This is a genomic window from Anaerobacillus arseniciselenatis (assembly GCF_001865995.1).
GTDB lineage: Bacteria > Bacillota > Bacilli > Bacillales > Anaerobacillaceae > Anaerobacillus > Anaerobacillus arseniciselenatis.
Window position 1 is genome coordinate 39496 of record NZ_MLQQ01000042.1, and the last position, 26998, is coordinate 66493.

General features: G+C 34.9%; 29 protein-coding genes. 23 read left to right on the forward strand and 6 right to left on the reverse strand.

Going from position 1 to position 26998, the window contains the following annotated elements; translation table 11 throughout:
- Positions 1-306: 306 nt before the first annotated feature.
- Positions 307-759: a DUF420 domain-containing protein gene (locus BKP35_RS14880; protein ID WP_084031693.1), complete on the forward strand. Its 453-nt coding sequence runs from the start codon at positions 307-309 to the stop codon at positions 757-759.
- A 391-nt stretch (positions 760-1150) separates the two neighbouring features.
- Here BKP35_RS14880 and ytvI read toward each other — a convergent pair whose 3' ends face one another.
- Positions 1151-2206 (reverse strand): sporulation integral membrane protein YtvI, encoded by a 1056-nt coding sequence (gene ytvI / locus BKP35_RS14885; protein WP_071314161.1) that lies wholly within the window; start codon positions 2204-2206, stop codon positions 1151-1153.
- Positions 2207-2338: 132 nt separating this feature from the next.
- Here ytvI and BKP35_RS14890 point away from each other — a divergent pair, with 132 nt between their 5' ends.
- Positions 2339-2686, forward strand: coding sequence for an Asp23/Gls24 family envelope stress response protein (locus BKP35_RS14890; protein WP_071314162.1), 348 nt, complete (start codon positions 2339-2341; stop codon positions 2684-2686).
- 130 nt (positions 2687-2816) lie between these two features.
- On the opposite strand, the gene BKP35_RS14895 is transcribed toward BKP35_RS14890, so the two are convergent.
- The gene (locus tag BKP35_RS14895) at positions 2817-3167 is read right to left on the reverse strand and encodes a YugN family protein (protein WP_071314163.1); all 351 of its coding nucleotides are present in this window, start codon (positions 3165-3167) and stop codon (positions 2817-2819) included.
- A 216-nt stretch (positions 3168-3383) separates the two neighbouring features.
- Here BKP35_RS14895 and BKP35_RS14900 point away from each other — a divergent pair, with 216 nt between their 5' ends.
- The 3 genes from BKP35_RS14900 (at position 3384) to BKP35_RS14910 (ending at position 6382) form a co-directional block, all read left to right on the forward strand.
- Positions 3384-4577 carry an alanyl-tRNA editing protein gene (locus BKP35_RS14900; protein ID WP_071314164.1) on the forward strand — a complete coding sequence of 398 codons (1194 nt, stop codon included), beginning with the start codon at positions 3384-3386 and terminating at the stop codon, positions 4575-4577.
- Positions 4578-4705: 128 nt separating this feature from the next.
- Positions 4706-5134 carry a CBS domain-containing protein gene (locus BKP35_RS14905; RefSeq protein WP_071314165.1) on the forward strand — a complete coding sequence of 143 codons (429 nt, stop codon included), beginning with the start codon at positions 4706-4708 and terminating at the stop codon, positions 5132-5134.
- Positions 5135-5317: 183 nt separating this feature from the next.
- On the forward strand, positions 5318-6382 hold the full coding sequence (locus tag BKP35_RS14910; protein ID WP_071314166.1) for a CAP domain-containing protein: 1065 nt from the start codon (positions 5318-5320) through the stop codon (positions 6380-6382).
- Positions 6383-6505: 123 nt separating this feature from the next.
- Here the strand turns inward: BKP35_RS14910 and BKP35_RS14915 are convergent, their stop codons facing one another.
- Positions 6506-6997 (reverse strand): PaaI family thioesterase, encoded by a 492-nt coding sequence (locus tag BKP35_RS14915; protein ID WP_071314401.1) that lies wholly within the window; start codon positions 6995-6997, stop codon positions 6506-6508.
- Between the two features lie 204 nt (positions 6998-7201).
- Here BKP35_RS14915 and BKP35_RS14920 point away from each other — a divergent pair, with 204 nt between their 5' ends.
- The 10 genes from BKP35_RS14920 to coaD all read left to right on the forward strand — a co-directional run bounded on the left by BKP35_RS14920 (position 7202) and on the right by coaD (position 15774).
- Positions 7202-7669, forward strand: a complete 468-nt coding sequence (locus BKP35_RS14920; protein ID WP_071314167.1) for a YlbD family protein — start codon at positions 7202-7204, stop codon at positions 7667-7669.
- A gap of 44 nt (positions 7670-7713) precedes the next feature.
- The gene (locus BKP35_RS14925) at positions 7714-7953 is read left to right on the forward strand and encodes a YlbE-like family protein (protein WP_071314168.1); all 240 of its coding nucleotides are present in this window, start codon (positions 7714-7716) and stop codon (positions 7951-7953) included.
- 326 nt (positions 7954-8279) lie between these two features.
- A complete protein-coding gene (locus BKP35_RS14930; RefSeq protein ID WP_071314169.1) occupies positions 8280-8714 on the forward strand; it encodes a hypothetical protein in 435 nt (144 codons plus the stop codon).
- A gap of 9 nt (positions 8715-8723) precedes the next feature.
- Positions 8724-10382: a DNA repair helicase XPB gene (locus BKP35_RS14935; RefSeq protein WP_071314170.1), complete on the forward strand. Its 1659-nt coding sequence runs from the start codon at positions 8724-8726 to the stop codon at positions 10380-10382.
- Positions 10370-12082 (forward strand): hypothetical protein, encoded by a 1713-nt coding sequence (locus BKP35_RS14940; protein ID WP_071314171.1) that lies wholly within the window; start codon positions 10370-10372, stop codon positions 12080-12082. Before BKP35_RS14935 ends, BKP35_RS14940 begins: the two co-directional genes overlap by 13 nt.
- A gap of 9 nt (positions 12083-12091) precedes the next feature.
- A complete protein-coding gene (gene uvsE / locus BKP35_RS14945; RefSeq protein WP_071314172.1) occupies positions 12092-13054 on the forward strand; it encodes a UV DNA damage repair endonuclease UvsE in 963 nt (320 codons plus the stop codon).
- A gap of 73 nt (positions 13055-13127) precedes the next feature.
- Positions 13128-13568, forward strand: coding sequence for a YlbF/YmcA family competence regulator (locus BKP35_RS14950; protein WP_071314173.1), 441 nt, complete (start codon positions 13128-13130; stop codon positions 13566-13568).
- A gap of 127 nt (positions 13569-13695) precedes the next feature.
- Entirely contained in the window at positions 13696-13971 is a 276-nt protein-coding gene (locus BKP35_RS14955; protein ID WP_071314174.1) for a YlbG family protein, read from the forward strand.
- Between the two features lie 647 nt (positions 13972-14618).
- On the forward strand, positions 14619-15170 hold the full coding sequence (gene rsmD / locus BKP35_RS14965; protein WP_071314176.1) for a 16S rRNA (guanine(966)-N(2))-methyltransferase RsmD: 552 nt from the start codon (positions 14619-14621) through the stop codon (positions 15168-15170).
- 115 nt (positions 15171-15285) lie between these two features.
- Positions 15286-15774, forward strand: coding sequence for a pantetheine-phosphate adenylyltransferase (gene coaD / locus BKP35_RS14970; RefSeq protein ID WP_071314177.1), 489 nt, complete (start codon positions 15286-15288; stop codon positions 15772-15774).
- A gap of 452 nt (positions 15775-16226) precedes the next feature.
- Here coaD and ylbJ read toward each other — a convergent pair whose 3' ends face one another.
- On the reverse strand, positions 16227-17447 hold the full coding sequence (gene ylbJ, locus BKP35_RS14975) for a sporulation integral membrane protein YlbJ (RefSeq protein ID WP_139192895.1): 1221 nt from the start codon (positions 17445-17447) through the stop codon (positions 16227-16229).
- Between the two features lie 298 nt (positions 17448-17745).
- Between ylbJ and BKP35_RS14980 the strand changes: the two genes are divergently transcribed.
- The gene (locus BKP35_RS14980; RefSeq protein ID WP_071314178.1) at positions 17746-18528 is read left to right on the forward strand and encodes a patatin-like phospholipase family protein; all 783 of its coding nucleotides are present in this window, start codon (positions 17746-17748) and stop codon (positions 18526-18528) included.
- Between the two features lies 1 nt (position 18529).
- Positions 18530-19576, forward strand: coding sequence for a SepM family pheromone-processing serine protease (locus tag BKP35_RS14985; RefSeq protein ID WP_071314179.1), 1047 nt, complete (start codon positions 18530-18532; stop codon positions 19574-19576).
- Positions 19577-19701: 125 nt separating this feature from the next.
- On the opposite strand, the gene BKP35_RS14990 is transcribed toward BKP35_RS14985, so the two are convergent.
- Positions 19702-20913, reverse strand: coding sequence for a nucleotidyltransferase (locus BKP35_RS14990; RefSeq protein WP_071314180.1), 1212 nt, complete (start codon positions 20911-20913; stop codon positions 19702-19704).
- 632 nt (positions 20914-21545) lie between these two features.
- Between BKP35_RS14990 and BKP35_RS14995 the strand changes: the two genes are divergently transcribed.
- The 4 genes from BKP35_RS14995 (at position 21546) to BKP35_RS15010 (ending at position 24539) form a co-directional block, all read left to right on the forward strand.
- A complete protein-coding gene (locus BKP35_RS14995; protein WP_071314181.1) occupies positions 21546-22055 on the forward strand; it encodes a YceD family protein in 510 nt (169 codons plus the stop codon).
- Between the two features lie 172 nt (positions 22056-22227).
- Complete coding sequence (gene rpmF, locus BKP35_RS15000) at positions 22228-22401, forward strand: 50S ribosomal protein L32 (protein ID WP_071309869.1); 174 nt, start codon at positions 22228-22230, stop codon at positions 22399-22401.
- A gap of 180 nt (positions 22402-22581) precedes the next feature.
- Positions 22582-23328 carry an enoyl-CoA hydratase/isomerase family protein gene (locus BKP35_RS15005; protein ID WP_071314182.1) on the forward strand — a complete coding sequence of 249 codons (747 nt, stop codon included), beginning with the start codon at positions 22582-22584 and terminating at the stop codon, positions 23326-23328.
- A 626-nt stretch (positions 23329-23954) separates the two neighbouring features.
- Positions 23955-24539, forward strand: a complete 585-nt coding sequence (locus BKP35_RS15010) for an RsfA family transcriptional regulator (protein ID WP_071314183.1) — start codon at positions 23955-23957, stop codon at positions 24537-24539.
- A 103-nt stretch (positions 24540-24642) separates the two neighbouring features.
- Here BKP35_RS15010 and BKP35_RS15015 read toward each other — a convergent pair whose 3' ends face one another.
- Complete coding sequence (locus tag BKP35_RS15015) at positions 24643-25116, reverse strand: N-acetyltransferase (RefSeq protein WP_071314184.1); 474 nt, start codon at positions 25114-25116, stop codon at positions 24643-24645.
- A 489-nt stretch (positions 25117-25605) separates the two neighbouring features.
- On the opposite strand from BKP35_RS15015, the gene BKP35_RS15020 reads away from it, so the two are divergent.
- Together BKP35_RS15020 and BKP35_RS15025 are read left to right on the forward strand one after the other, a co-directional pair.
- On the forward strand, positions 25606-26526 hold the full coding sequence (locus BKP35_RS15020; RefSeq protein WP_071314185.1) for a 2-dehydropantoate 2-reductase: 921 nt from the start codon (positions 25606-25608) through the stop codon (positions 26524-26526).
- A complete protein-coding gene (locus BKP35_RS15025) occupies positions 26519-26905 on the forward strand; it encodes a DUF3397 domain-containing protein (RefSeq protein ID WP_071314186.1) in 387 nt (128 codons plus the stop codon). Before BKP35_RS15020 ends, BKP35_RS15025 begins: the two co-directional genes overlap by 8 nt.
- Positions 26906-26998: the final 93 nt, after the last annotated feature.

The window sequence follows — 26998 nt, forward strand, 5'->3', positions numbered from 1 at the left end:
AAGTGAGGGAAAGTGTCCACCTTTTCATTTTAAATGATGACGATTAATCGTCATGGTAGTTTTATATGTAGAAGAGTTGGTTAGTTGGAACACGTAAAAGTGAAGCCCTGGCTTTCAGATTAGATAGTTCATTTTAAATTGTGAATTGCTAATTGTAAATTTCAAATTAAAACATAAACACTGTAAAAATGTTTTAAAACTGTCAAATTTATATGTTGGTGTGACATTTGTCACATGATATAATTATTTAGAATCATCTAGGAAGCTTTTTAAAAGTTAATTGAAAAGGAAGAAAGGATTGATGGTATGTTACTACCTTTAATAAGTACGATTTTTATTGGAATAAGTGCGGTTTTTGTAGCACTCGGATGGATTGTAGTGGCAAAAGGTAAAGTAGAATTACATAAGAAAATGATGTTTTATGGAGCGTTGTTTGCAGTCATTTTCTTTGTAACATATGTAGCAAAGACGGTTTTTGTTGGAAGTACTGCATTTGGTGGTCCTGAAGAAGTAAAGATATATTATACAATTTTCTTAATCATTCATATAACATTAGCTACAACTGCTGCGGTTTTAGGGATTACTGCACTCATTTCTGGTTATAAAAATAACATGAAGTTACATCGGAAATTAGGCCCAGTTACTTCAATTGTTTGGTTTTTAGGTTCTTCTACGGGGATTGCTGTATATTTCTTACTTTACGTAATCTATCCTCCAGGGGAAGTTACAAACGTTTTTCGCGCAATTTGGGGCTTTTAACACAGTATAACTATTTAAATTTACAATATTGATATTGAATTGAATAAAAAGAGGCTTTCCTTTAAGTGTACCTTAGGAAAGCCTCTTTTTTGTTGTCTAGCTTCAGCGAGGCAACTTCTTGAATAAACTTCTTTGCTGCCTTGCGACGAGCAAACGTAGTGGCGCAGGAGCAGCTTGGTAGCCCTTCGAGCGCTTCGATCCATCGATATTTATCTACTCGAGGATGATAAATCAAGAGGAGATAAATCGTCGCTGGCTCTCCATCGCTTTTCACTGCTCCTGCGGTTACTCGTCGCAAAGCACAGAGAAGATTATCGATGAAGCCGCTTGGCTGATCAAGGCGTTTGCGCTTTTCTTGTGTGGAGATTGCGTAAATCGAGTTTTTGTACTTTTAAAGTTTAAAGTTCAACTTAATGATTCCAGCTTCTTTAGCAGAAGTAAATAGAATGACAACGAGTGGGCCTACGATAAAACCAATTACTCCTAAAAGCTTTAAACCGATATACATCGCAATTAAAGTTGCTAGTGGCGATAAGCCAATTTGGTGCCCCATTACTTTTGGTTCAACTGTTCTTCGAATGATTAATAATATTGCCGCAAGAACAAATAATTGTGTAGCTAACCCTATATTACCAGCAATTAGATGATAGGTTGCCCAAGGGGCTAAAATTGCTATAGAACCGATGATTGGAATGAAATCAATGACCCAGATGATAAACGACATTAATAATGCTACTTCTGGGACAATAAACAATAGCCCAATAAAAGAAACGACAAAAATAATAATACTAACTAAAAATTGAGCTTTAATAAATCCGAAAACAACGTAAGATAGTCTTGAACTCATAAACTGTACTTTGTCTTTCGTTTTTTCAGATAAATAGGAAAAGATTTGCTTTTTAAGTTTAGGTAGTTCCAATAAAAATAAATATAGTGCAATTAAATAAACAAGAAAAGAAATTAAATAGTTTGGAATTTTTGTGATTAAGGAAGTGATATCACTAATAAAATTCCTACTGCTTACTTCGTTTCTTAACGTTGTTAGAGACTGATTTACATAGATATTAATTTCTGCTACAAAATCTTCTGGTAATTCCACGAATTTCTCATTTAAATTTCGTTCTATATCATACCATGCGAACTGTATTTCAGTAATATATGATGGGAAATTTTTAACAAAATAATCCACTTGTGTGATCGCCTTTGTTGTTAAAAAGTAACCTGTCAAGCCTATGAAGCATAAAAATATCATAAATACAATAAATACGGCTAAACTCCGCTTTAACCTGTTCATTTGAACTACCTTTACAACAGGAGAAAGAAGCATTGCAGTAATTAATGCAGTAATTATCGGTACGGAAACAGGTAGGATAAAATACCCTGAAATAATTATTATTAAAATTGAAATAATTATCATAATGTTTTTCTTAGAAAATATTGCTGACATTTCAAACTCCTCTCCTATAGGACAACATATCAATATTATAGTATTTATTTTGTGATTTTTACAGTAAAAAATCGTTTTCGTAATAAATATTTAATAAATGGTATAAAAAAACAATTATTAAAGGAGGTTATTATGTTAAAAAAAGGTTTAGAGTATGGTACAGTGTATATTTTTGACGAAGTCATTAAACTTATTACGAAGGTTGCGATAACAGAAATTGAAGGAGTTGAAAGCAGCTCTTCCTTAATTAAAGGGAATTTTTTTAAAACGTTAAAAGGAAATTATCGTAGTATTAATGTTAATTGTGAAAGTTGTGATTCGGTGTGTGTAGATGTAACAGTGGGAATATACTACGGTAAAAATATTCCACAAGTGATTAAAGAACTACAGGAAGCAATAAAAAATCATATAGAAATATTCACTGGGTTTCAAGTTGAAGAAATCAATGTACTTGTAAACGAGATCATAATAGAAGAATAAAGAAGCGTATGAGTCTAGTCTATATTCTCAGACGCTTCTTTTTTTGCAGACACTCTATTCTAAAAGATTGTTGCTTTTAACTTTTTGGGCCGTGGCCAATCGAATGCTTTGCGTAAAACTAAAACTGTAATTATTTTAATAGTGAAGTAACTTGTTCTAACTTTTTATTACTTTTTTCGACAATATGTTTAGGGAAATCTTCTCCTGAATATTCAACACCGTGTGGATAATAATGTTTGCCTAAAATAGGATCTAAAAATTTTATTACACAAGATGGTGAAGGTATGTCCCCTTTTACAGCATATGCTTGGAGACGTAAATAATAAACGTCATCATTGACGAGGTCGTCAAATTTATAGTCAAACGTAACACGTTCATAATCCCATTGACCGGCATGGACAAAGCCAGCTTCACTTAACACATGTTCTGCTTCAGAAAATTCTACTTCTTTATTGGAGATACCTGTTTCTTCAAATTTCATAAATAACCCTCCTGTTATGTAAACTTGTTTCAATTAAATATGATAGTATGAAAAGAGAGTAGATGCAATCATAATAAACTATATTATCACGTTTTTAATGTTGGTAACAGATTACGTTAATAAAAATTGTTTTCGTAAACAGTGTTGCCTTTTTGAGTAGCTTTTGCTGTCGAGACAAAAATCTTGCTAATAAAAAAGAAAAAGGAATGAAATAAGATGACGAAAAAAATATATGAAATTGATCCATATATAAAAGAGTGTTTTGCAACAATACAAGACACTAAATTCATAAACGGTGAGACTTGGGTTTGTTTCGATCAAACGAATTTATATCCAGAAGGTGGCGGACAACCTTCTGATGTTGGATTTATTAACCAATCTCCTGTATTAGATGTTCAGTTATACGATGGTCAAATTTATCATAAAGTATTCGAGCCAATTGATCGAGTTCGTGTAAAAATTCATTTAGACTTTGAACGAAGGTTTGACCATATGCAACAACATAGTGGTCAACATCTTTTATCTGCAGTGTGGAAAGAATTGTTTGAATTTGAAACGGTTTCTTTTCATTTAGGCAAGGATGTTTGTACCATTGATCTCCAAACAGACAATATAGATGATGTACATATAAATGAAGTGGAGAACAGGGTGGCCGAATATATTTTTGAAAACCCAACGATTGAAAGTTATGTATTACCTTATGATGAGGTGGATTATGAGAAGCTGATTAAGTTAAAGGAAAAGCCAGATTTTGTTCGATTAGTTGAAATTGAAGGTATTGATTTGTCTACATGCTGTGGGACTCATGTCAGTATGTTAGGGGAAATTGGTATGATTAAAATGGTTGGATCGGAAAAGTATAAACAAAATACCCGAATTAGCTTTGTTTGTGGAAAAAGGGCATTAAATTATTTTCAAGCAGTATATAATTCAAGTCAAGAAGTTAGTAACAAATTAAATGTCCCTGCTACAAATATTAATGAAAGATTTAGCGAGTTTTATCATGAGTATCAATTGTTAAAAAAGAAATATCAAAAGCTTTATGAAAAAGATATTTACCATGAGGCAAATGTTTTGGTCAAAAATGTGGAACATGGATTTGTGCACGTAAAATGGTCTGATCGACCGATACAAGAAATGAAAGATTTAGCAAAAATGATCATAGAAACTGGAGAAAAAGCTGTTATTTTTTGTAGCCGTAAACACCATACTTGGATATTTGCCTCGTCATCCTCACAAATCTTTAATGTTTCTACGTGTATTCAGTCATTAAAAGAGTCGTTTGGTGGTAAAGGTGGGGGCAATCCTGTGTTTGGTCAATGGGTAGGCGAAATCAATGATGAACAATGGGAGCAATTTAAACAGCAAACCATCGGTGATTTTGACATTAAAACAACTTATAACGGATGAGGTGGTTGCATAAGGAAAATAAAGCTTTCGACATAGTTTCGTAATAAGCCAAGTTTTTCTAATAACAACATGACAAAGAGGGCATGATACAAATGTATGTATTTAATCTTTTTAAGGAGGTTTTAATTTTGGAACATGTCCGTGATGTTATGACATCAAATGTTGAGTATTGTACCCCTTTAGACAACGTTTACGAAGTAGCTGTTAAAATGAAGGATTTAGATTGTGGAGCGATTCCGATTTGTGAAAATGACCATCTTTTAGGGATGATCACTGACAGAGATATCGTTGTTAGAGGAGTTGCTGAAAAGCGCCCAAACTCAACAAAAGTTACTGATATTATGAGCGAAAAATTGGTCACTGCTGACCCAGGTATGAGTATCGATGATGCTGCTAACTTAATGGCAAAACATCAAATCCGCCGATTGCCTATTGTAGAAAACAATCGTTTAGTCGGAATGTGTTCATTAGGAGATTTAGCAGTAAATGTAGGAACTGATGATGAGGCTGGATTTGCTTTATCAGAGATTTCTGAGAGACCAGAAGTTCACCACTAAAACTTAATTTTATTTCCATTAAAGGCTTATCCGAGCAATAGGGTAAGCCTTTTTGTATGATTTTGTCATAAACTATTTGCAGGAAAAGTATATATATTAAAGAACAATAATTACTAGTACAAGTTAAGTTGTGTGCAATGCTTTGATGGTAAGGTCGTAAATTCATTTAAGAGGAGGCATTTGATGGGGAAAATATATTTGTTCATTATAGTTTTTTTTACTAGTATTGCAATATACTTTTCTTTTTTTGTTGATAGTAAATTAGTCGTTGAAAAAGATGTAGAACAAATAGACAAAAGCCTAGCTGTTATGGAAAGCGAAACGTTTTCAATTAGAAATAACAACCGCAATAAATTAACAGATGATGGATTGCACTCCTATATTGGACAACCCATTACATATCTTGAAAAAAATCTTGGGGAGCCTGTACGCATCGATAAATCAGCTTATGATTATGATTGGTGGATTTACAGTGATCATTTAGAAAATGGCTATTTACAAGTGGGGGTTGAAGACGAAAAGGTGGTGTCTGTTTATGTGATTGGAGATGAAAATGTGTCAACAGCACCGTTTCAATTAGGAGCACCTTATGACAAACTTAATGAAAATTTTAACTTTGAAGATCAAGTATCATTTAATGTAAGAAGTAACTCTTATCAGTTTAATCTGACTGAGGAAGAGCTGAAAACTAGGCCGTTACTTTATATTGATAACATTTTTGTTCAGTTGTATTTCGATACTTTTACTAATCAGTTATCAAGTATACGTTATCTTGACCATGAAACGATCGTAAAGCATCGTCCATATTCTGTTGTTTATCGAGGAGAATTAATTGAAGCACAACCTTTAAGTGAAAATGAATGGAGAGAGATTGAGGTAGGTTCTTCACTACAAATTTATTATATAACTAATCAAATCCGTAAGAAACACTCTTTAGAGACACTTAGCTGGGATGAAGAAACGGCACATGTTGCATACCTCCATAGCGAAGATATGAAAATTAACAGCTATTTTTCTCATACATCCCCAGCCAATGGCGAGTTGAAAGACCGCTTAAAAAGACAGGAGATATTATATAAGTTAGCAGGGGAAAATATTGCAGCAAAATATGTAGATGCGATTGAAGCTGTTGAAGGTTGGCTAAATAGTGAAGGCCACCGAGTTAATTTATTGCATGAAGAATTTACTCATTTAGGTGTTGGTGTCTACCAACGTTATTATACACAAAATTTTATAACTCCTTGGTAATAGAAGGACCCCATAAGTGTCAGTTCATCAAAGGTAACTACTAAATATAGAGATAGATGTATTGAATTAACATCGTCCTGTATTTACTGTCTAATGTTGACTGACACTTTTAGGATACCTTCTTCAGTTTCTTTTAATGATAAAAAAACTTCCTGAACCGCTGGCGATCAGCTTATTTTTGTCGTTATAAACTTTCGCTTCACAAACGTAAAAGGATGTTCCTTTATGGATGATAGAAGCAATACAAATAAGTTCTTTTCCAGTGCCAGGCTTTAAATAATTTACTTTCATTTCTGTTGTTACAGCTGCTAAATGTTCAGGTAGCGATTGGTTTACAAATGAGCCCATGGCCGTGTCGAGTAATGTTGCCGTAATTCCACCGTGAACAAAATTTAGGGGGTTGTAGATTAACGGTTGAATAGGAAGTCTAACTTCATAATCACCGTTATCTAGAAACCTACGACGATCCATCGTGAGAGCGGAGATATAAGAACGGTATTCTCCGTGTTTTTTACCTTTCAGACCTTCGAGTATAGATGACAATACATCAACCTCTTCAGGTGAAGCCTCACTTAAATAATCTTCGATACTTTCAAGCAATTGATTGCAGTCCATAGTTAACTTACCCCTTTCCCAATTTAAATGATCTTTTTCTCGGTTATTTTTAAAAATTTCGATGGCGGACTTCACCGCCTCCTCTAGAAAGTGAATTCCAGTGGAAACAGCCCAAAAAATAGGCGCACACATAGCTAGGCTCTTTTGTATGATGTAATAGAACTAATTACTGCTAGTTATGAAGAATGATGAGGAGGTGTTCTTTTGAGTAAAAAAACGAAACTACACCCATCTGTACAACAGTTTAAACAATTTGTGAAAAAACATCCATTATTAATTAAGGAAGTGAGGGATGGCAACAAGACTTGGCAAGACATTTATGAAGAGTGGACAATATTAGGTGAAAAAGATGAAGTATGGGAGAAATATAAGAAAAATAATCACGATGCGAGTGAAGAAGTAGCTGCTGACATTGAAACTGAGGAAGAGAATGAACCTTCAAAATCACAAGGCGGTGACTTGTTATCTTTATTAAAAAATATTAATTTGAACGATATTCAAGGTCACATTCAAAACCTTAGTGGGATGATGGCTTCAGTTCAGAGCTTATTACAGTCGTTTCAGTCAAACTCTAATAATAACAACCAACAGTCTCAAGAAGGTAATCAGGGACAACAAGGGCAACAAAACCAACAAAACCAACAAAACCCATTTAATTTTCGCCAATTTTGAAGGTGCGAACCCATAAGTTTTAATCACAAAGGGGCTTTGTTTTTATGAGACATGAAGTTCAACTGTATATTAATCAGCACCCAGAAATAAAACAATTTATAAGAAATAATCCGATATGGTATCGGTATTTATCCCGTAATCCAGAATCTGTCATTCAGTTAGAACAGGAAGTTAAGCATTTTTACGGAAAAACCTTTCCACAAAAAATCGAGAGGTTTCAATCCAATCTAAATATGGCAATGATGCTTTTAGATATGATCAGAGGAATGAATGCACCAAAATAAGTTTTTAGTTGGTTAGTTGGTTTTGTTAGTTAGGGACACCCTCTCCCGACTTTTGCATGCTAACAGGTTACCGATGCTTCGTTATGAGAGTTTATATGAAAAAAGGCGGATGATTTCGTGAACGAGCCTCTGAGATTCGAAAGAATGTCAAAGCGAAGTGAAGGAAATCATCCGCCTTTTCCATATTAGATTGTGATGATATTACGTCATATCAGTTTGGTACGTAAAAAGAGGGAGAGAGTGTTGAAGATATTTTGTAAATTTGGATAAATCAATACAATTCAGGCAAAACTTTAGATGAGATTAAAAATTTAGGATGTGTTGCTATGCTTAAAATAATATTAACTATTTTACTAATTTCAACAGGAGCTTTTAATGATGTACAACATGAGTTAACAATGACTGAAAAAGATACGTACTTTACGAAGTCGATTCCTTTTGACGAAAAGTATGAACTTGTTGTCACAAGTTCAAGTGAAGATAAGAGGTTAAGTGTTAAATATGAAGTGAAAGATCAAGATATTTACGTCGAATGTTTCGTGAAGGATTTTAATTTTAGTAGAGAAAAGATTGGATCGGTTAAAAGAGAGGGGGAGGGCCATATCCACCTTTATATTAATGGTAATAAGGTGGATTCGATCTTCCAACCTTCGTTTATCATAAGGTCTTTACCAAGTGGCACGTATAACATTAAGTTAGACCTCATACATAATGATTATACCCGTTATGGGATTTCAGAAGAGTTTGAGATAACGTTGTAGGAGGCTGTTATGCTTTTTAATTACAATAACCCGCTAGTAGTACAACAAGACGGAACCATTATTGTCGAGTGTAATCATAAACAATTTCCAATCATTCAACCGATGCTCTCACAAATGGCAACATTAGAGAAGGCCTCGTTATCTTCTCATACGTATAAACTTTCTCCGTATTCAATTTGGTCGGCTCAAACTGTTGGTATTCAAATGACTGAAATGGTTAATTTTTTAAATGAATATTGTAAATACCCGTTAGCGCAAAAAGTTGTTCAGTTTATCGAAGAACATTATTATCGATCTAAAGCTATTTTGATGGAAAAGCATGAAGATGGTTGCATACTAACATTTCGTGATAAAAGGACTGCCGAAATTGTACTTAAGGATAGAAAAATTAAGAAGTTAGTTACTTGTAAAGATAAAGAAAAAAACGAATGGTTTTTTAACGAAGACAATCGAGGTGAAATTAAATCTGTTTGTTTAACTTACGGTTACTTTATTAATGATTGTATCGGCTATAAAAAAGGGGAAAGGTTAAATGTTCAATTCTTAAATGATGCAAATTTACGCCCATATCAAAAAGAAGCGGTAAAACACTTTTTAAAAGAGGGGGCAAACACAGGGGGTAATGGGATTGTTGTTATGCCTTGTGGTTCAGGTAAGACCATCGTTGGTTTAGGTGTGATAGAAAAAGTAAAAGAAGAAGTGCTAATCATTACTTCAAGTGAAACATCAATGAAACAGTGGAAAAGAGAACTTATCGAAAAAACTAACTTGAGTGCCGATCAAATTGGACTTTATACGAGCTCTGTAAAAGAAGTGAAACCAGTTACCATTGCTTCTTATCAAATGGTGATTTACAAAGACCATGATCGCAAGCAATTTGTTCATTTGCCTTTATTTAACGAACGAAGCTGGGGACTAATTATATATGATGAAGTTCATTTACTGCCAGCGCCTGTATTTCGTACAACTTCAAGCATTCAAGGAAAGAGAAGATTGGGGTTAACAGCGACACTAGTTCGAGAAGATGGGAAAGAAGAGGAAGCATATAGCTTAATTGGGCCGAAGCAATATGAAGTTGCTTGGAAAGGTCTTGAAAACAACGGTTGGATTGCGAAGACGCTTTGCAAAGAAATTCGAATTGATTTTGCTGAGGAAGATTTAGAGTGTTATGTACAAAGCAATGGCCAACAGCAATTTAAAATTGCTTCTATAAATCCGTCAAAAATCGAAGTTATTAAAAAATTATTAAAAACTCATCGGAATCAGCCTACACTAATTATTGGACAATATATAGATCAGCTCGGTGAAGTTGCCAAGGAACTTAACTTGTCGATGGTCACTGGTAAAACATCGCAAAAAGACAGGGAAATACTTTATGACCAGTTTAGAAAAGGGGAAATTTCCGTTCTTGTCGTTAGTAAAGTCGCTAATTTTGCTGTAGATCTCCCAGATGCAGAGGTAGCGATCCAAATCTCTGGTGCTTTTGGATCGAGACAAGAAGAGGCCCAACGTGTAGGGAGAGTTTTGCGACCGAAGAAAAACAATAATGAAGCTTATTTTTATTCAATTGTCACTAGAAATACGAAAGAAGAGCAATGTTCCGAACGGCGTCAACTTTTTATGTTAGAGCAAGGATATACTTATGAGGTGGAAGAGTGGTTATCGTAAAAATTACCCAATGTTTAAAAGAGCTAAATGATGAAGTGAAAAAGAAAATAAAAGAAAAGCAAGATGAGCTACTACCTACAGAGACGTTCGCTACCTTAGAAGAACGCTTAGAAAGCCCGCAGTTTCGTGAGAAGTTGCTTAAGACGTTAACTAATGTTGAAAAAAAATATTTCATCAAATTTATAAGAAAATACAGTATTTATCATGAAAATGGTGGAAAAGAAGAGCAGCTAGCTTCTAGCGAAGAGAAGCTTGCTCTTCTTTTGTTAAGGCAAAAAGGTTTATTGTTTGAGGTGGAAACACGTAACCAACATCAAAGGTATGTAATACCAATCGAGGTTGTACAAAGCTATATTGAGCTTACAGTTACTAAAGGTAAAAGCAGATTGATTGATCAAGACGTCGTTTCTACAAAGCAATACTTATATATATTAATTGAAGTACTTTTATTTATAAAAGAAGAAAAAATAAAAAAAGCCTCACAACTTGATAGTTTTACTGACCGTATTTCATTAACTTCAATTGATGGTGAATTACTAATAAATTACCTTGTACACGAACGTTTGCTAAAGAAAACAAATGGCGGTTATATTGTTTTAGATGAAAACTGTGATCAATTTCTTAAAAGAAAAAACAAAGACATTCAACAATCATTGACATTGTTTATAGCATCTCATTACTTAAAAGATTTTTATATCGTTTTTTATATTGTTAATTGCTTCAGAAAAGGTAGTATTACCATAGAAGAAATTCAAAACTTTGTTACTCAGTTTGGTCAAGAAAGTATTGTTAACGTAAATGCGGTCATTGAGCAATTAACGTTATTAAATATAATTACAAAATCGACAGAGGGAGTAATCGTTGTCCAGGGTGAAGAAGATGATTATTATAAGCAAGGTCAAAAACGAGGAATGGTCGTTGGGAAATGTGAATTTCTTATTCCTGCTTACGTTGATAATGAAGCACTGTGGATATTTCGATGTTGGGGAGAGATTGTCCAATGGGAAGCGATGGTTCACATTTCGTTTAAGCGTGAAACTATATTGAACGCTTTAACGATGAATCGGGACGTGCAAAAATTGTTCGATCACTTAGAGAAATTTATTGCAAAAGTTGATGTGTCTGCCTTCGAAGAAACGGTAAAAAAGTGGCTTGAACATGGGCGTCCAATCAAAAAGAAAACAAAGCTTACTTTATATGAAGTTACTGAAAAGTTACATGTGAAATATATTGAACAACATTGGCAGCACTGGTGGGCTAAAAGCGATTCAGGAATAACGATTGAAAAAGAGTTCGAAGCAAAGTTTGAGCAACTATTACAAAAATGTTCAGTAACTGTCGTTATGGCAGATAATAAGGAACACGAATTACAACCACCATCTCCTATTACGGTCAATAATTCATTTCCGGATTTTGGGGACGTTTTTCCTGAGGTTGAGAAACTACCGAAACAGTGGTTTAGCTTAACTGCCTATGAAGAGAAGGCATTGCAACGTATTATTAAACAAGCGATTATTTTAAAAATTCCAATTGAAGTAAAGAATAAAAACGAAGATATCATCATAGTGCACCCTTTAAAAATACAAATTGAAAATGGCTCTTATACTGTTTTGGGACAAGACAATAAAAGTGTCTCATTACAACAAATTAAAAAATTAGCTATTGTACACCCACTGAAAAATTTGAATTTAAAGAAATGAGGCGATATTATGATTGTCAGGTTCGGTTATGTAGCAATGAGTGTTCATTTAAAGAATGCTTCGCCATCTCAAACCATGACTGTAAAACAATTTGAACAAATCAATAATAAGGACGATGCAATCCGAAAATTAGAACGGATTGCTATTTCTAACTTGAAAAATTGTTATCGCCTTTTAAAACATAATTTAGCTAATGATGTTACTTTCTTTCGTTTCTCTTCAAAATTAGTTCCTTTAGTAAATCACCCGTATACTAAAGAATGGAAATATGAGCGCCCACTTGCACCACAACTAAAAGAGATTGGCGAATTTATTCAGAAACACAAAATGCGAATAGATTTTCATCCCGACCATTTCGTTGTACTTAATAACTTAGATGAAAAAATATTAAAACGCTCACTCGAGACACTAATTTATCATCATAAGCTTTTACGAGGAATGGATATAAATCCGCTTCATCGCTGTGTGTTGCACATAGGTGGTGCAAAAAAAGGTAAAATAAGTGGTTTAGAGGATTTCGTTGAAAACTTTGAAAAGATCCCGACACCTTTACAGCAAATGTTGATGTTAGAGAATGATGACACCGTTTTTCATATAGAAGATGCCCTTTATTTAGGAGAGAAGCTACAAATTCCGATCGTATATGATGTTCATCACCATGATGTTAACCAACCTGAAAACTTTTCTTTTTCAACGATATGGCAACGAATTGTGCCTACTTGGCAGAACAGTCCACTCCCAGTAAAAATTCACGTATCAACACCGAAAGAGGGGGGCTTAGATAAGAAGCATCATGATTACATTGATGTTGATCGATTAATGAGACTATTGCATGAAGTAAAAGGTTCTGTAGAGCAAATCGATGTGATGATTGAAGCGAAAATGAAAGATGATGCTTTATTTAAGTTAATGGAGCAGTTAAAACAAAGAAATGACTGTTCTCTTTTGTCGGAAGCAAGTATTGAAATATAAGCACTGCCTAGACGTTATAAACTCGCTTTATAACGATGGACGTGATATAATTTAGTACTTAAGGAGGGTGATCATGTTAAAAGAGGTGACACATACAGACATTATTTCAGAGTCATTAACTTTAGCAGAAATGATTTTAAAATCAGAACAATATAAACAATATGAAATTGCTAAGCAAGCAGTTAAAAGTGATATAGATGCGCAAGAAATGATTTGGGAGTTTACGAAAAGAAAGAATGATTTTGAAGAAGTGCAACGATTTGGGAAGTATCATCCTGATTACGACCGTGTTTCAAAAGAGGTTCGTGAATTAAAAAGGAAATTAGATTTATATGACCCTATTGCCAAATTTAAAAAGTCAGAAAAACAACTTGACGAACTTTTAAGCGAAATTAGTTTAATGGTTGCTCATGCTGTTTCTGAAAAAATAAAAGTTCCTACAGGGAATCCGTTTTTTGACTCTATGTCTTGTGGAGGTGGTTGTGGCACAGGAGGAAGTTGTGGGTGTAAATAAATCCTGATTCATTAGATGCCTCAGATCGACCTCGCCTTAAACTCACCAACTAAGGAATAATATTGAAGTTATTGTTGAGTCATGGTAGACTTAAAATGGTTGAAGTGAGAAAAAAGGAGAAATAAAAATGATAGGAAACCGTATCGGACTAGCAGTTTGGTTACATTCTTTAAAATATGTAAGGCAAATGAGAAAATACGGAAACGTTCATTACGCTTCTAAAAAAATGAAGTATGTAGTGTTATATTGTGATGAATCTTCAGTAGATCAAACGATGGAACGTCTACAATCTTTGCATTATGTTAAAAAAGTTAATAAATCAATGCGACCGTATTTAAAAACAGAATTTCAAAATTCAAAACCGGATAAAGCAAAAGAATACGACTATAAAATGGGTATTTAATGAATATATGATGGCTGACCGAGAGTTTAGGTCAGCTATTTCTATTCTGTGGGCGCGTCCACTTTTCTCTGTCTAGCTTCAGGCGCCATCGGCTCGACCGCTTCAGACCTGCTCTCACGGTCTAAAACCTGACCGCTGCGGGCAGGTCTTCCACCGGTTTTCGCCGATAGGCGGGCGCCTTGCGCTTTTCTCTGACTAGCTTCAGCGCCTAGGCCCTCGAAAACTTCACCTTTCACCCAAAAGGCAAAGTGCGCCTTCTGGGTGAAAGGTTCCATTTTTTGTCGGACCTATCAAGGCGCTTGCGCTTTTCTAATAAAAAAATCCTCGTAGGATTTCCTACGAGGTGCCTAATATCAAAAACAAATACCGATTAGTGTTTGTTTTTGTTCAAGGCTATGGGAGAGGAGAAACCGGAGGAAGAACTTATGGGGAAACGTAAGCCTTCTCCGCGGTTGTCAACAACATGAGATATTCATGTTGCTAATTTTATTATGGCCATTGAAAAATGATATATACGTCATTTGTTTTATTTGCAATTTTCGATTAATTTTAAAATTTTATTAATAATTTGTTAAGATTTTTTATTTTTTATGGTAGGATTGGAAAAGATATGGGCAAATGTAACGAAAATAAGGTGTGTGAAATTTATGAGGGTTATTTCAGGTTTATGTAAAGGGAGACCTTTGAAAGCGGTTCCTGGTGTAGGGACTAGACCTACGACAGATAAAGTGAAAGAATCAATCTTTAATATTATCGGTCCTTTTTTTGAAGGTGGACAAGGTCTCGATCTGTATGCTGGTAGTGGGGGCCTAGGAGTTGAAGCGTTAAGTCGCGGTATTGATCAAATGATTTTTGTTGACCAAAGTTATAAAGCAATTGAAGTTATTCAGCAAAATTTAAAAAGTTGTCATTTTGAAGAGAAGGCAGAAGTTTATCGCAATGAGGCAAAACGAGCTTTAAAAGCTGTTGCAAAACGAGAAATGAAATTCAATGTCATCTTTCTTGATCCGCCTTATGCGAAGCAACGTCTAAAAGATGAGTTAATATTCATAAGCGAAAATGACCTCTTATCTAACCAAGGGGTAATTGTTGTAGAACATGACGCATCCGTAAAATTAAATCAAATGATAGGCAGTTTAACTTGTTATAGACAAGAAAAATATGGAGATACCGCGATTTCAATTTATAAATATAGTTAAGAGTTATGAGTTATGAGTTATGAGTTAGTAGGGTTTAGCTACGAAGCTATACTAAACAAACTCAAAACTCAACACTCATAATTCAAAACTAACATAAAAAAGGAGGGATTATATCATGGCGAGTATTGCAGTTTGTCCAGGTAGTTTTGATCCAGTAACTTTAGGGCATTTAGATATTATTACTAGGGGAGCGAAAGTGTTTGATAAGGTAATTGTTGCCGTTTTAAACAATCGTAGTAAACAGCCTTTATTTACAGTAGAAGAAAGGGTCGAATTATTAAAAGAAGTGACTAAGGAATTACCGAATGTGGAAATCGATTCATTTAACGGCCTTTTAATAGATTATGTGAAAGAAAAAGATGCTAGTGCAATCATTAAAGGGTTAAGGGCGGTTTCAGATTTTGAATATGAAATGCAAATGGCTTCGATCAATAGAAAGCTTGATGAAGATGTAGAAACATTTTTTATGATGACTAACAATAAATATTCCTACTTAAGTTCAAGCATAGTAAAGGAAATAGCTAAATACAATGCACCAGTTGGTGACTTAGTACCGCAAATTGTTGAAACTGCGTTAAAAGGAAAATATACAGAACTAAAATAATAGTTATCGAACACCGGTCAATGTGAAATTACATAAAAGAAATAATAGTGCCAAGCAGTCGCTTGGCCTTTATTTTGTAAAAGTTGGTTAGGAGCCTCGTCCGACTTTTCATGTTAATTGGTGGCGGCATGCATGCCGCCAAGAGAGTTTTGAATGAAAATGTCAGGACGAATTCTCGAGTGAGCCTCTAAAATAGAGGTTTACAGCGAAGCGAGAGAATTCGTCCGGCATTTACACCTTAGATGGTGATGGTGTGACGTCATAAGAGTTTTGTATGAAAAAGGCAGATGGTTCCGTGAACGAGCCTCTGAGTTTCGTAAGAGTGTGCTCCTGTGGTTACTCGTCGCAAAGCTGCACGAAGACTATGCTAAGATGTGTGACATGATGTGATTGAGGTCAGTAGCTTCACTGCGAAGTGAGGGAAAGTGTCCGCCTTTTCCTCAGCTAGATAATTACACTTTAGTAATTTTGTTAAAGGTTAATAGTACATAAACCATTAATGCAATTAACGTAAAATACGATCCGTATTGCAGTACCATATCCCAACCTCTATAAAACAATGAGTACGTATCGTTTTGTAGAAAAACAGGGATGGTGTTGCTTCCCTTTTCTAACACTTGTTGATCAACGTATAGAGGTTGCCAGAAAATGACCGTAAAAAAGGCTGCGAACGTTCCGTGAAAAAGTCTTGCGATAAAATAAGGTTTAAAGCGTATGTCCGTTTCTGCTAAAATGCTCGCCACTTGAGCTTGTACGGAAAAACCACTAAAAGCTAAAATGAAACTTGTGACTACTACTTGTTGAAAAAGTGTAGCTGAGCTTGTTTGACTAGCCAATTGACCGCCTAACGTAATTTCGAAAAGTCCAGAAATGAATGGTAAGCTTAACTCATTAGGTAACTGAAAAAACGCGAAAATTACGGTTACAAATAAAGATAAAAATGTAGTGATATCTAATAATGAGAGTACACGGTTAAGGACAGAAAATAAAATAATAAAACCGCCAATCATTAAGAGCGTATTTACTGATGATTGAACGGCATCCCCTAAAATTTTGCCGATAGGTCTACCGTCTTTTAAGCGTTCTTGGTGAAGTAAATGAAAAGCCGTTCTGAGTGAAATTCGTTTATTTTTATCTTTAGTTGGTTTTTTTTCTTTTGTATAACCGTGAAATCGCATTAATAATCCAACGCAAAAATTTCCTAAATAGTGTGCCGCCGCTAATATAATTCCTAATGCGGGATTATGAAAAAAACCGACGGCGATTGCGCCGAAAATGAATAATGGGTTTGATGAATTCGTAAATGATACAAGTCTTTCGGCCTCGAACCTTGTAAGTTTATTTTCTTGGCGTAGCCTTGCTGTAAGTTTTGCACCAGCAGGATATCCTGATGCTAGCCCCATTGCCCAAACAAATCCGCCTACTCCTGGAACGCGGAAAAGTGGCCGCATTAGTGGTTCTAGTATACTTCCTAAGAAGGAGACAACACCGAAACCAATTAAGAACTCCGATACAATAAAAAATGGTAAAAGTGAGGGAAACACGACTTCCCACCACATCGTAAGCCCGCGCATAGACGCTTCAAAGGATTCCTTTGGAAAAACCATTAAGGAAAGAGCTAAAATGGTTGCGCTCATGGCGAGGATAATTGTTTTTAGCTTTGAGGCGTTCAATGGCCCAGCCTCCCTTGAATAGTTGTACAATGATACATGTCCTATTAATCAATATACGTATACACAAGCATTTTAGACCATATGATTTTAAGAGATATTACGTTGATTTTTAGTTATAATCTTAACTAGAGGTAGTTCAATGAATTTCATAATTCATTATTCTCGCCACTAAGATCAATATATAGTTGCGTGGTGTGGCTCATTTATGGTAATTATGAAATTCACTCAGTTAATTAAAAAGAGTGTTGTTTTTCTAACTTTGTCTGTAGTTTACTTATGGTTATAAGGGGGAGTGGTTGTGTCGGAGCCAAAGGTTGGTTTAGCACTAGGTTCTGGAGGTGCAAGGGGCTTTGCTCATATTGGTGTTATAAAAGTTTTGGAGGAAGCCAATATCCCGATACATTGTATTGCAGGAAGTAGTATGGGGGCTCTTGTAGGAGCGTTTTATGGATGTGGCTATACTCCAAAGGAAATGGCAAAAATGGCTTTGCATTTTCAGAGGAAATATTTTTTAGATTTCACTGTTCCTAAAATGGGTTTAATTTCTGGAGAAAAAATAAAGCAACTAATTAGAATTTTAACAAAGGGGCAAAGTATTGAAGATTTAAAGATAGACTTATCAATTGTTGCTACCGATCTTTTAAAAGGTGAAAAAGTAGTATTTAATGAAGGGGATATTGCATCTGCGCTTAGAGCAAGTATTTCTATACCTGGAATATTTGTTCCAGAACAAAGTGGTGATAAACTTTTAGTTGATGGAGCGGTAGTAGATCGTGTGCCTGTATCAGAAGTTAAAAAATTAAATGCCGATATTATTATTGCAGTGGATGTATCTTTTTTTGAAGTAGAACCTAAAATAACTTCCATCTTTGATGTGATTATGCAAAGTATGGATATCATGGAACGTGAGATGATTCGCACGAGAGAAATTGAAAGTGATATTATGATAAAACCAATGATTAATCAATATAGTTCTACTGCATTTAAAAATGTTGATATAATTATTGCCCACGGTGAAGAGGCAGCAAGAAATAAGTTGCCTGAAATTCAACATCTGTTAGAGGAATGGAAGGAGAAATAGGATGTCTATAATTGAAAAAAAACCACCATTTAAAAAACGGTGGATTGTTATTATTGTTTTGCTATTATTTATTAACTTTTATCAATTTCCTTACTATTTTACAAAGCCTGGTGATGCAAAAGTTTTAAATACGGTGATCGAAGTAGAAAATGCTTATAAAGACGAAGGAACATTTATGTTGACTACAGTACGAATGGGGAAGGCAAATACAATTACTTATTTATGGGCTTATATGAGTGATGCAAGAGAATTAATTCATGAAGAGTTTATTCGAAGAAGTGGAGAAACGGATCAACAATATCATCATAGGCAGTTAATGATGATGAGTTCGTCTCAAGATATTGCTACGATCCTTGCCTATAAAAAAGCAGGGAAAGAAGCTTACTATAAAAATTATGGTGTTATTGTTACAGGGATGATTGAGGAAATGCCTGCTTATGATGCGTTACAAATAGGAGATGTGATTGTTGCCGTTGATGGCACAACCGTTAAAACTGTTGATGATTTGTTAGAAGAGCTTGGTGAAAAACAAAAAAATGATGACGTTTTACTTTCGATCATTCGAAACGATGCAGAAACAGATGTTGAATTACATGTGGCCTCTTTCCCAGAAGAAATAGACGAAACCGGTGAGAGGTTTGGTATAGGGATTACAAGCCCTGTAACAAAACGGGAATTAAAAGTGAACCCTCCTCTGAAGATTGATACAGATGAAATTGGTGGACCTTCTGCTGGCTTGATGTTTTCCCTTGAAATTTTTAACCAGTTAAGTGATGGTGATATTACAAAAGGATATCACATTGCTGGTACTGGTTCCGTCAACGAAGACGGAGAAGTAGGGCGTATCGGAGGGGTAAAACAAAAAGTGATTGCAGCTGAGCGTGCAGGAGCACATTTCTTTTTTGCGCCTAATGAATTTGATTCTGAAACATCAAATTACGTTGAAGCTGTAGAAACCGCTGAAAGTATTAATGCGAAGATGAAGATAGTTCCTGTTGATACATTTGAGGAAGCTATTGAATTTTTAGAAAACCTTGATCCGAAGTAGCAGTGTTGAGTTGAAGTGTTGAGTTATGAGTGAAGAGTTATAAGTTGGAGTTATGAGTTTTGAGTTGTGCGAGCGAATGCTCCGAAGCATTTACCTACAAAGAACTCAAAACTCAAAATTCAAAACTAAACAATAATCGGTGGATGTGCATATTCTTCTTTTATTAATTTTTTTTGTACTGAACTAGGATACCCTAATGAATAACAAGAAGTTGCTCGAGATTCTATATAGATAAACGGATGATCTAATTTTGATATCGTTGAGATTAACGGAACGCCGAGCTTCTTTTTCTGGGTACTCATGTAGTTGCGACCGTTATTAGTCATCCCTAAAATGCGAATATATGGACACGTATTTTCACGAATACTCATATCCTCTTTTGTTGTATTCGTCAATGTATGTAAGCAAAATCGTTGCAGCCTAGTCCAGGTGTAGCGTTTTGTTTTTAATTGCTCCATTAGTTGCTGAAAACTAATCGTATTAGTAATAATATTTTTGAGGCGGTTCTCTAGCCCTTCTTCCGCTTCGTAAATAGACTGAAGTTGACTTAGGTCTGCTGTTAATACTTTATATTTTAAAAATGGATATAGCTGTTCCCAGTTTTGAAAACCATCATACATATTAGTGTAGTTTTTAAGTTCATTATAAGTTGTTTTTGGTACGACATGCTCTATCGCGGTTAATTGTTTATTTTTTTTTATTAAAGTTTCTCTTATGCTAGTAGCACTTGCAATCGAATGTTCTGGAATTTCTTGGTCGTGATATTGTGCATTGGTTCGTTTAATTGTGAATGGAGTTATTTGTGCTCCTTGTTCTGAGATCGCTTTGACATAATGGTAACCTAATATATTATTAGGGAGCGATAAGTCGATCACTTCATGTTGTTGATCAAGTTTTTTAAAGGCTAAAGCTGAGGCCTTAGGGTAGCTATAGCCTTCTTTTAATGCTTCTTTAATGAATGTGCTATACGTCTTTTCGTGTTCTTTTATAAAAGTACTAAGCGACGTGAAATCAGAGATTTCACCAGATTCGCTTCCGAAACAAACAGCATTCGCACCAATTTCTTTTAGGATTGAAATAGCACCTTGCGCAAAAACTTCGGCATGTTGGGTAGCGAAAACATACGGAAGTTCAACGACAATATCGACTCCAGCCGCTAAAGCCATTTTCGTTCGAGCCCATTTTGATATAAGTGCAGGTTCACCTCTTTGTAAAAAATTTCCGCTCATTACCGCAACGATAATATCAGCATTCGTTTTTATTTTTGATTGTCGGGCATGAAGAGCATGTCCGTTATGAAATGGATTATATTCAACAACAATACCAGTAACGTTCATTTAAATAACTCCTTTAAACCATGTTTACTGAAAATTATACAAAACTTTTTCATACAAAACCATCATGTCGATATATCGTCACCATCTAGATTGTATAAATGCCGGCCAAACTCTTTCGCTTCGCTGTAAACTTCTATCGAATTTTAGAGGCTCACTCAAGAGTTTGGCCGGACATTTTCATACAAAGTCTAATTTAATCACAAAAAATTTATTTATAAACACCATCTATATATGTTACAATTCGTTAGCATAGTTTAAAGTTCGCCTTTTTCTTTATATTGAGTACTCAATCTTTCTATAATAAGTGGTGGAGATGCTTCGTCATGCTAGTTTTGTATGAAAAAAGGCGGATGATTTCGTGAACGAGCCTCTGAGATTCGTTAGAAGGTCACAGCGAAGAGAGGGAAATCATCCGCCTTTTCCATATTAGATGGTGACGTTTATCGTCATGCTGGTTTTGTATGAAAATCGCCCGACTTTTATATATTAATTGATGAAGGAAATTTATTATGGTGGTTTTGTATAATAAAGAAAAAATAAGTCATTAATAAAGAGAAGTACTGTAAAGAAGAAAGCTTGACAAAATACTTTCCGAAGGCTATAATTACCTTTGTTGTCTTGAGGTGAAAATAATGAAATGGACAGTTCAGCAACTTAATACGTTAAAAAATAAGGGAATAAAAATCGATGAAATGGTCGATGTAAGTGATTTGAAGGAAATGGACACGGAGATTCGAGAAGTATCGTTAGTTCATGTAAAAGGTGAAGGTAGTATTTCAAACCATTCGGTTACTTTTTCTTTAGAAATTAGTGGGGAAATGGTTTTGCCTTGCTCAAGGACACTTGCAGATGCTAAATTTTCTTTTCAAACCGAAACAGTAGAAGTCTTTAAGTTTCATGATGACTGGGGAGAGTTTGATGAAGAAGATGGCGTGCATGAAATCGAAAATGATACTGTAGATTTACTCCCTTATATTAAACAAGCGATCCTTTTAGAAATTCCTCTACAAATTTTTAGTGAGGATTTAGAAGGGGAAGCACCACCATCAGGTGAAGATTGGGAATTGTTAACGGAAGATAACAAAAAAGAACGAATAGACCCTCGTCTAGCTGATTTAGCAAAGTTCTTTGATGACAAGTAATGTGTTTAAAAATAGAAGTATCCGGCAATTCCGGCCTTCATTTTAACATATTTTATACTTTAAGTTCGTTTAACTTCGTTAAAGGGTTAAAGTATAAGAAAAACTATGGCTTCAGCCAAAGTTGGCAATAAGCTAAGTTTTTTGTAATTACCAGTTTAAGGAGGTGGGAATCATGGCAGTACCTTTTCGTAGAACGTCAAAAACTCGTAAAAATAAGCGTCGTACACACTTTAAGTTAGAGGTACCAGGAATGGTAAAATGCCCAGAATGCGGTGAATTAAAGCTTGCTCACCGTGTATGTAAAGAATGTGGGTCTTATAAAGGTAACGAAGTAGTAAGCAAATAATTTCGGCGGATACGTCACAAAAACAGGAGGAGTTGTCTTCCTGTTTTTTTGTTGTTGAAAAGTATAAGAGGAACTAGTGTTTTTTATGCATTCTGAAGCTTGTCTCACCGAGTTTTCTTTACTATCAAAAAAACTTATAATAAAATTATGAATAGTCAGACAAAAAAGGGGAGCTTTTTAGTGAAAAAAGTATTATTAGAAGTGAAAAATGAAGTGGCCTGGCTCACGATTAACCGTCCTGAAAAACGTAATGCCATTGACTATGACGTTATGGAACTTTTTAATGAAATGTTAACGATTGCTGAAGAACGTACTGATGTTAAAGCTTTGGTTGTTACTGGAAATGGAACGGAAGCGTTTTGTTCCGGGGGAGATTTATCGGTATTTCATGAGATATATACGAAAGTTGATGCTGAAAAGATGCTTAATAAAATGGCTAATGTTTTATTGAGACTATTTTTCTTTCCGAAACCAACCATTGCATATTTGAATGGAACAGCAGTAGGGGGAGGTTGTGAAATTGCAACAGCGTGCGATTTTAGGATAGCAGCTAAAAATGTTAAGTTAGGATTTATACAAGGGAAACTTGGGATTACGACCGGATGGGGGGGTTCTACATATTTACTAGAAAGGATTAATCGTAATGAGGCTATACAACTATTAATGGCTGCAGAGGTATTCGATACAGAAAAGGCATTACGTGTAGGCTTTGTTGATTATATTTATGACAATGCGGAGTTATATAATTGGTTATCCCGCTTTACGAAGCAAGATTTAGGGGTTTTGCTAGCCTATAAACGTCGTTATTCCGATAAGTATGATAAAGAATTAATACATAATCGAGTACTTGCCGAAATAGATAACTGCTCTTCATTGTGGGAAACCCCTGAGCACCATGATGCTGTCGCGCGGTTTATTAATAAATGATTTAAAATGGACAGTTGGTTAGTGGCTAGTGGCTCGGACCACCCCCTGCTCGAATTTTCACGTTAGATGGTGGGGCAGACATGCCGCCATGCGGGTTTTGTATGAAAATGACCGGCCGATTTCTCGAGTAAGCCTATAAAACTCGATAGAGGTTGCCCCTGCGGTTACTCGTCGCAAAGCTGCACGTTGCTTCCTCATAGAAGTATCTCATGTTGTGATTGAGGTCAGTAGCTTTACAGCGAAGCGAGAGAATTCGGCCGGTATTTACTTATTAGAAGATGACGATTAAATCGTCATGGTGGTTTTGTATAAAAAAAGAACGAGTGATTTCCTGAACGAGCCTCTAAAACTCGATAGAGGTTTACAGCAAAGAGAAGGAAATCACTCGTTCTTTTCCGTATTAGATAGTAAAGTTGTGTCGTCATGAGCGTTTTGTATGAAAAATAGGGCATTTGTTGGTGCATAATTAAAATTAATAAGGCAATAATTCCTTAGTAAATACGTGTTTAAAAATAAGGCCTATGATTTCCGGAATTTTTGAACATTCTTAATAGATCAAAAGAGTCTATCTTTTCTATTATCTGCATAAAGATAGTAAAAAAGGATTTTTAAATTGGAGGGATTACATGTCTATCGTTCGTCAAGATGCTTGGACAAATGATGAAGACTTAGTGTTAGCTGAAGTCGTGTTAAGGCATATCCGTGAGGGGAGTACTCAATTATCTGCTTTTGAAGAGGTTGGGGAACGCTTATCAAGGACTGCTGCTGCTTGTGGATTTAGATGGAATTCTTGTGTAAGAAAAAAATATGATGCTGCGATTGCGATTGCTAAGAAACAGAGAAAGAACTTAAAGAAAACGAAACTTTCTGATGAAAATAAAGATTGTGATGTTGAAGTATCAGAAGAGATTGCAGAAGTAATAAAGCCGAAGTTGGAAGTAGAGAAAAACGAAATGCCCACGGAAAATGTCAGTATAGACGATGTCATTAATTTTCTAGTAGCTAAAAAACATTTGTTATCGTCAAATGACGATATCGAAAGCGAGAATAGAGAGTTGAAACAAACAGTCGCTGACCTTTCTAATGAAAAAGAAAAATTGCAGAAGGCTCTCTTGGATCTCCAAGAAAATTATGAAACGATGAAGCAAGATTATAAATTATTAATAGACATAATGGACCGTGCTAAACAAATGTCTGTAACAAAAAATTAATCATGAAACTCACTTAAGTTCAAAAGTAAAGGGATTGACATGAATGTCAATCCCTTGTTTTTATACGTTAAGAAAATTATCGTAGCACTGAGGACTTTCGCCTTTATTCTTGTTCACTAACGCCTTCTGGAAACCACACATAAGGATTTTCGCCACGGTCTCTTTCCTGTTGGTATGTAAGACCGCTAAAGCCCATTTTTGTCCAGAATTCATCTGAACGTTGACGAGCGTTTGTTTTAACTGGTAGTTTGAAACTTTTTGCAAAGTTAACTAAAGCTTCGCCGAGGCCTTTGCCACGATAAGGCTCTAAAACTTCTAATTTCCATAATTCTAAATAATCTTGCTTCGGTTCAAAGTAAAAATCATACTTTTTATCAATTCGATATAAGCTCATTCTAGCTACTAATTTATTGCCGTAGTAGATCCCGTAAAATGGAGACTCGCTATCACCTTCAATGATGTTGGCTCTTAAGTCTTCTTTCATTGATAACTCCTGAGCGCCATACTCTCTGAAATTTTCAAACTCCTCTAGAGTTTTATAATTAATTAGTAAGCGCTTAATTTCTAAATTTTCCATAATTTCCCCTCCACATCAAATTTTGAATTTTTAAAACCTTTACACTCTTATTTTACTACAAAAACATTATATAGTTGTCTATAAATTTAAATTTATTAAAAAATTTATTGAAATGCAAATAAAATGATTGTAAATTCTTATGTTGTATGAAAAAAAGGCGGGTGCTTTTGCGAACGAACGTCTGAGAGTGCTCCTGCGGTTACTCGTCGCAAAGCCGCGTGAAGTAAATTCTAAGTTGAATTTCATGATGTGATTGAGGTCAGTAGCTTCGATAGAAGGTCAAGGTGAAGTGAGGGAAAGCGCACGCCTTTTCCATATTAGGTGGTGACGGGTAATCGTCATGTAGGGTTTTGTATGAAAAAAGGCGGATGAAAGATTTGTTAATTTTATAGTACTTTGGTTTAGTAGTAATGCTATAATTTATTTTAAATGGAAGGGCTGTTTTTTTATGAATTGGGAAGAGCCAAATGAAATGAAGGTGGAGGTTCAATGAAGAATTTTGGAATTGTCGGTGGCGGTTCTATAGGGCTTCTTTTTGCTGCGTACTTAAGCGAGTTACGTGTAAATGTTAAAATTTATACGAGAACAAAAGCACAAGCGAGAAAGTTAAATAGAGAAGGCTTAATTTTAAGGAAAGGAAAAGTTGTTAAAAAATATGATGTAGAAGCTGTTGTTTGTTCTGAAGTTGAACAATTCGGTGATGAGGTTGTTTTTGTGGCTGTTAAAGAGTATCATTTACAAAAAATTTTTCCACATATTTTAAAATCTAGTGATAAAATGAAATCTGTCGTTTTTTTACAAAATGGGATGAGGCATGTAAATCTTTTAAATAGGTTGACTTGTAAAATAGATAATATATTTATCGGAATTGTTGAGCATGGGGCGTTAAAAAAGTCTGATAATGAAGTGTGTCATACTGGTGAGGGCGAACTAAAAATTGGCTGCTATCAACAAAAAAGTGTCCTAAGTTATAACTTGTGGAATGCTTTAAACGCTGTTAAGTTTTCTACATCACAGCACGAAAATTGGTTAGAGATTATGGAAAAAAAATTAGTCGTTAATGGAGTCATAAACCCTCTTACTGCCATTTTTAATGTGAGAAATGGAGCGCTTATAAAAAATAGTTATTATTTTCAATTGATGAAAAATTTATTTGACGAAATATCACTCATTATTAAATGTAACGATAATGATTGGGATAATATTGTTAAAATTTGCGAAAAAACCGCTCAAAACCAATCTTCGATGGCGAAAGACATTATAGATGGTAGACAAACGGAAATTGATGCTATTAGTGGGTTCATACTCGAAAAGGCAGACGAGCAGGGGTTATCCTTGCCAAATAACTTATTTGTATACAATAGTATTAAAGGAATGCAGTTACAAAGAAAGGGGGAAGGTGATGAGTAACGTTTTTGCTTCAATTTTAGCTACATTTATAACATTACCGATTTTTGCCTTTTATTTAATTTATATTGTCAACGTAAAAAGAACTAAAAATAAAAAAGCGTCTTTGAAGTTAGCGGTAGACGGTTCAACGATTTTATTTGTTTTTTCTGTTTATTATATCGCTCTAGAAATATGGGGAGAATCCTATTTTTGGTTAATAATTACTACCGTTCTTTTAGTAGCAATTATTTTTACAGTCATTCATTGGAAATTGCAGCATGATATCCAGTTAGGAAAATTGTTTAAAGGAATTTTACGGTTTAACTTCTTACTATTTTTCGTTGCTTATTTTTTGTTGAGTATTTACGGTTTATTTGTGCGTATTGTCTTAACAACATAAGTTTAAGGACATAAAGGAGCTTTGTTGGCGAAATAATTAATCCCGTGCTATACTCTAACTATTTACAAGCAAACCAACCGACAATTTATTTTT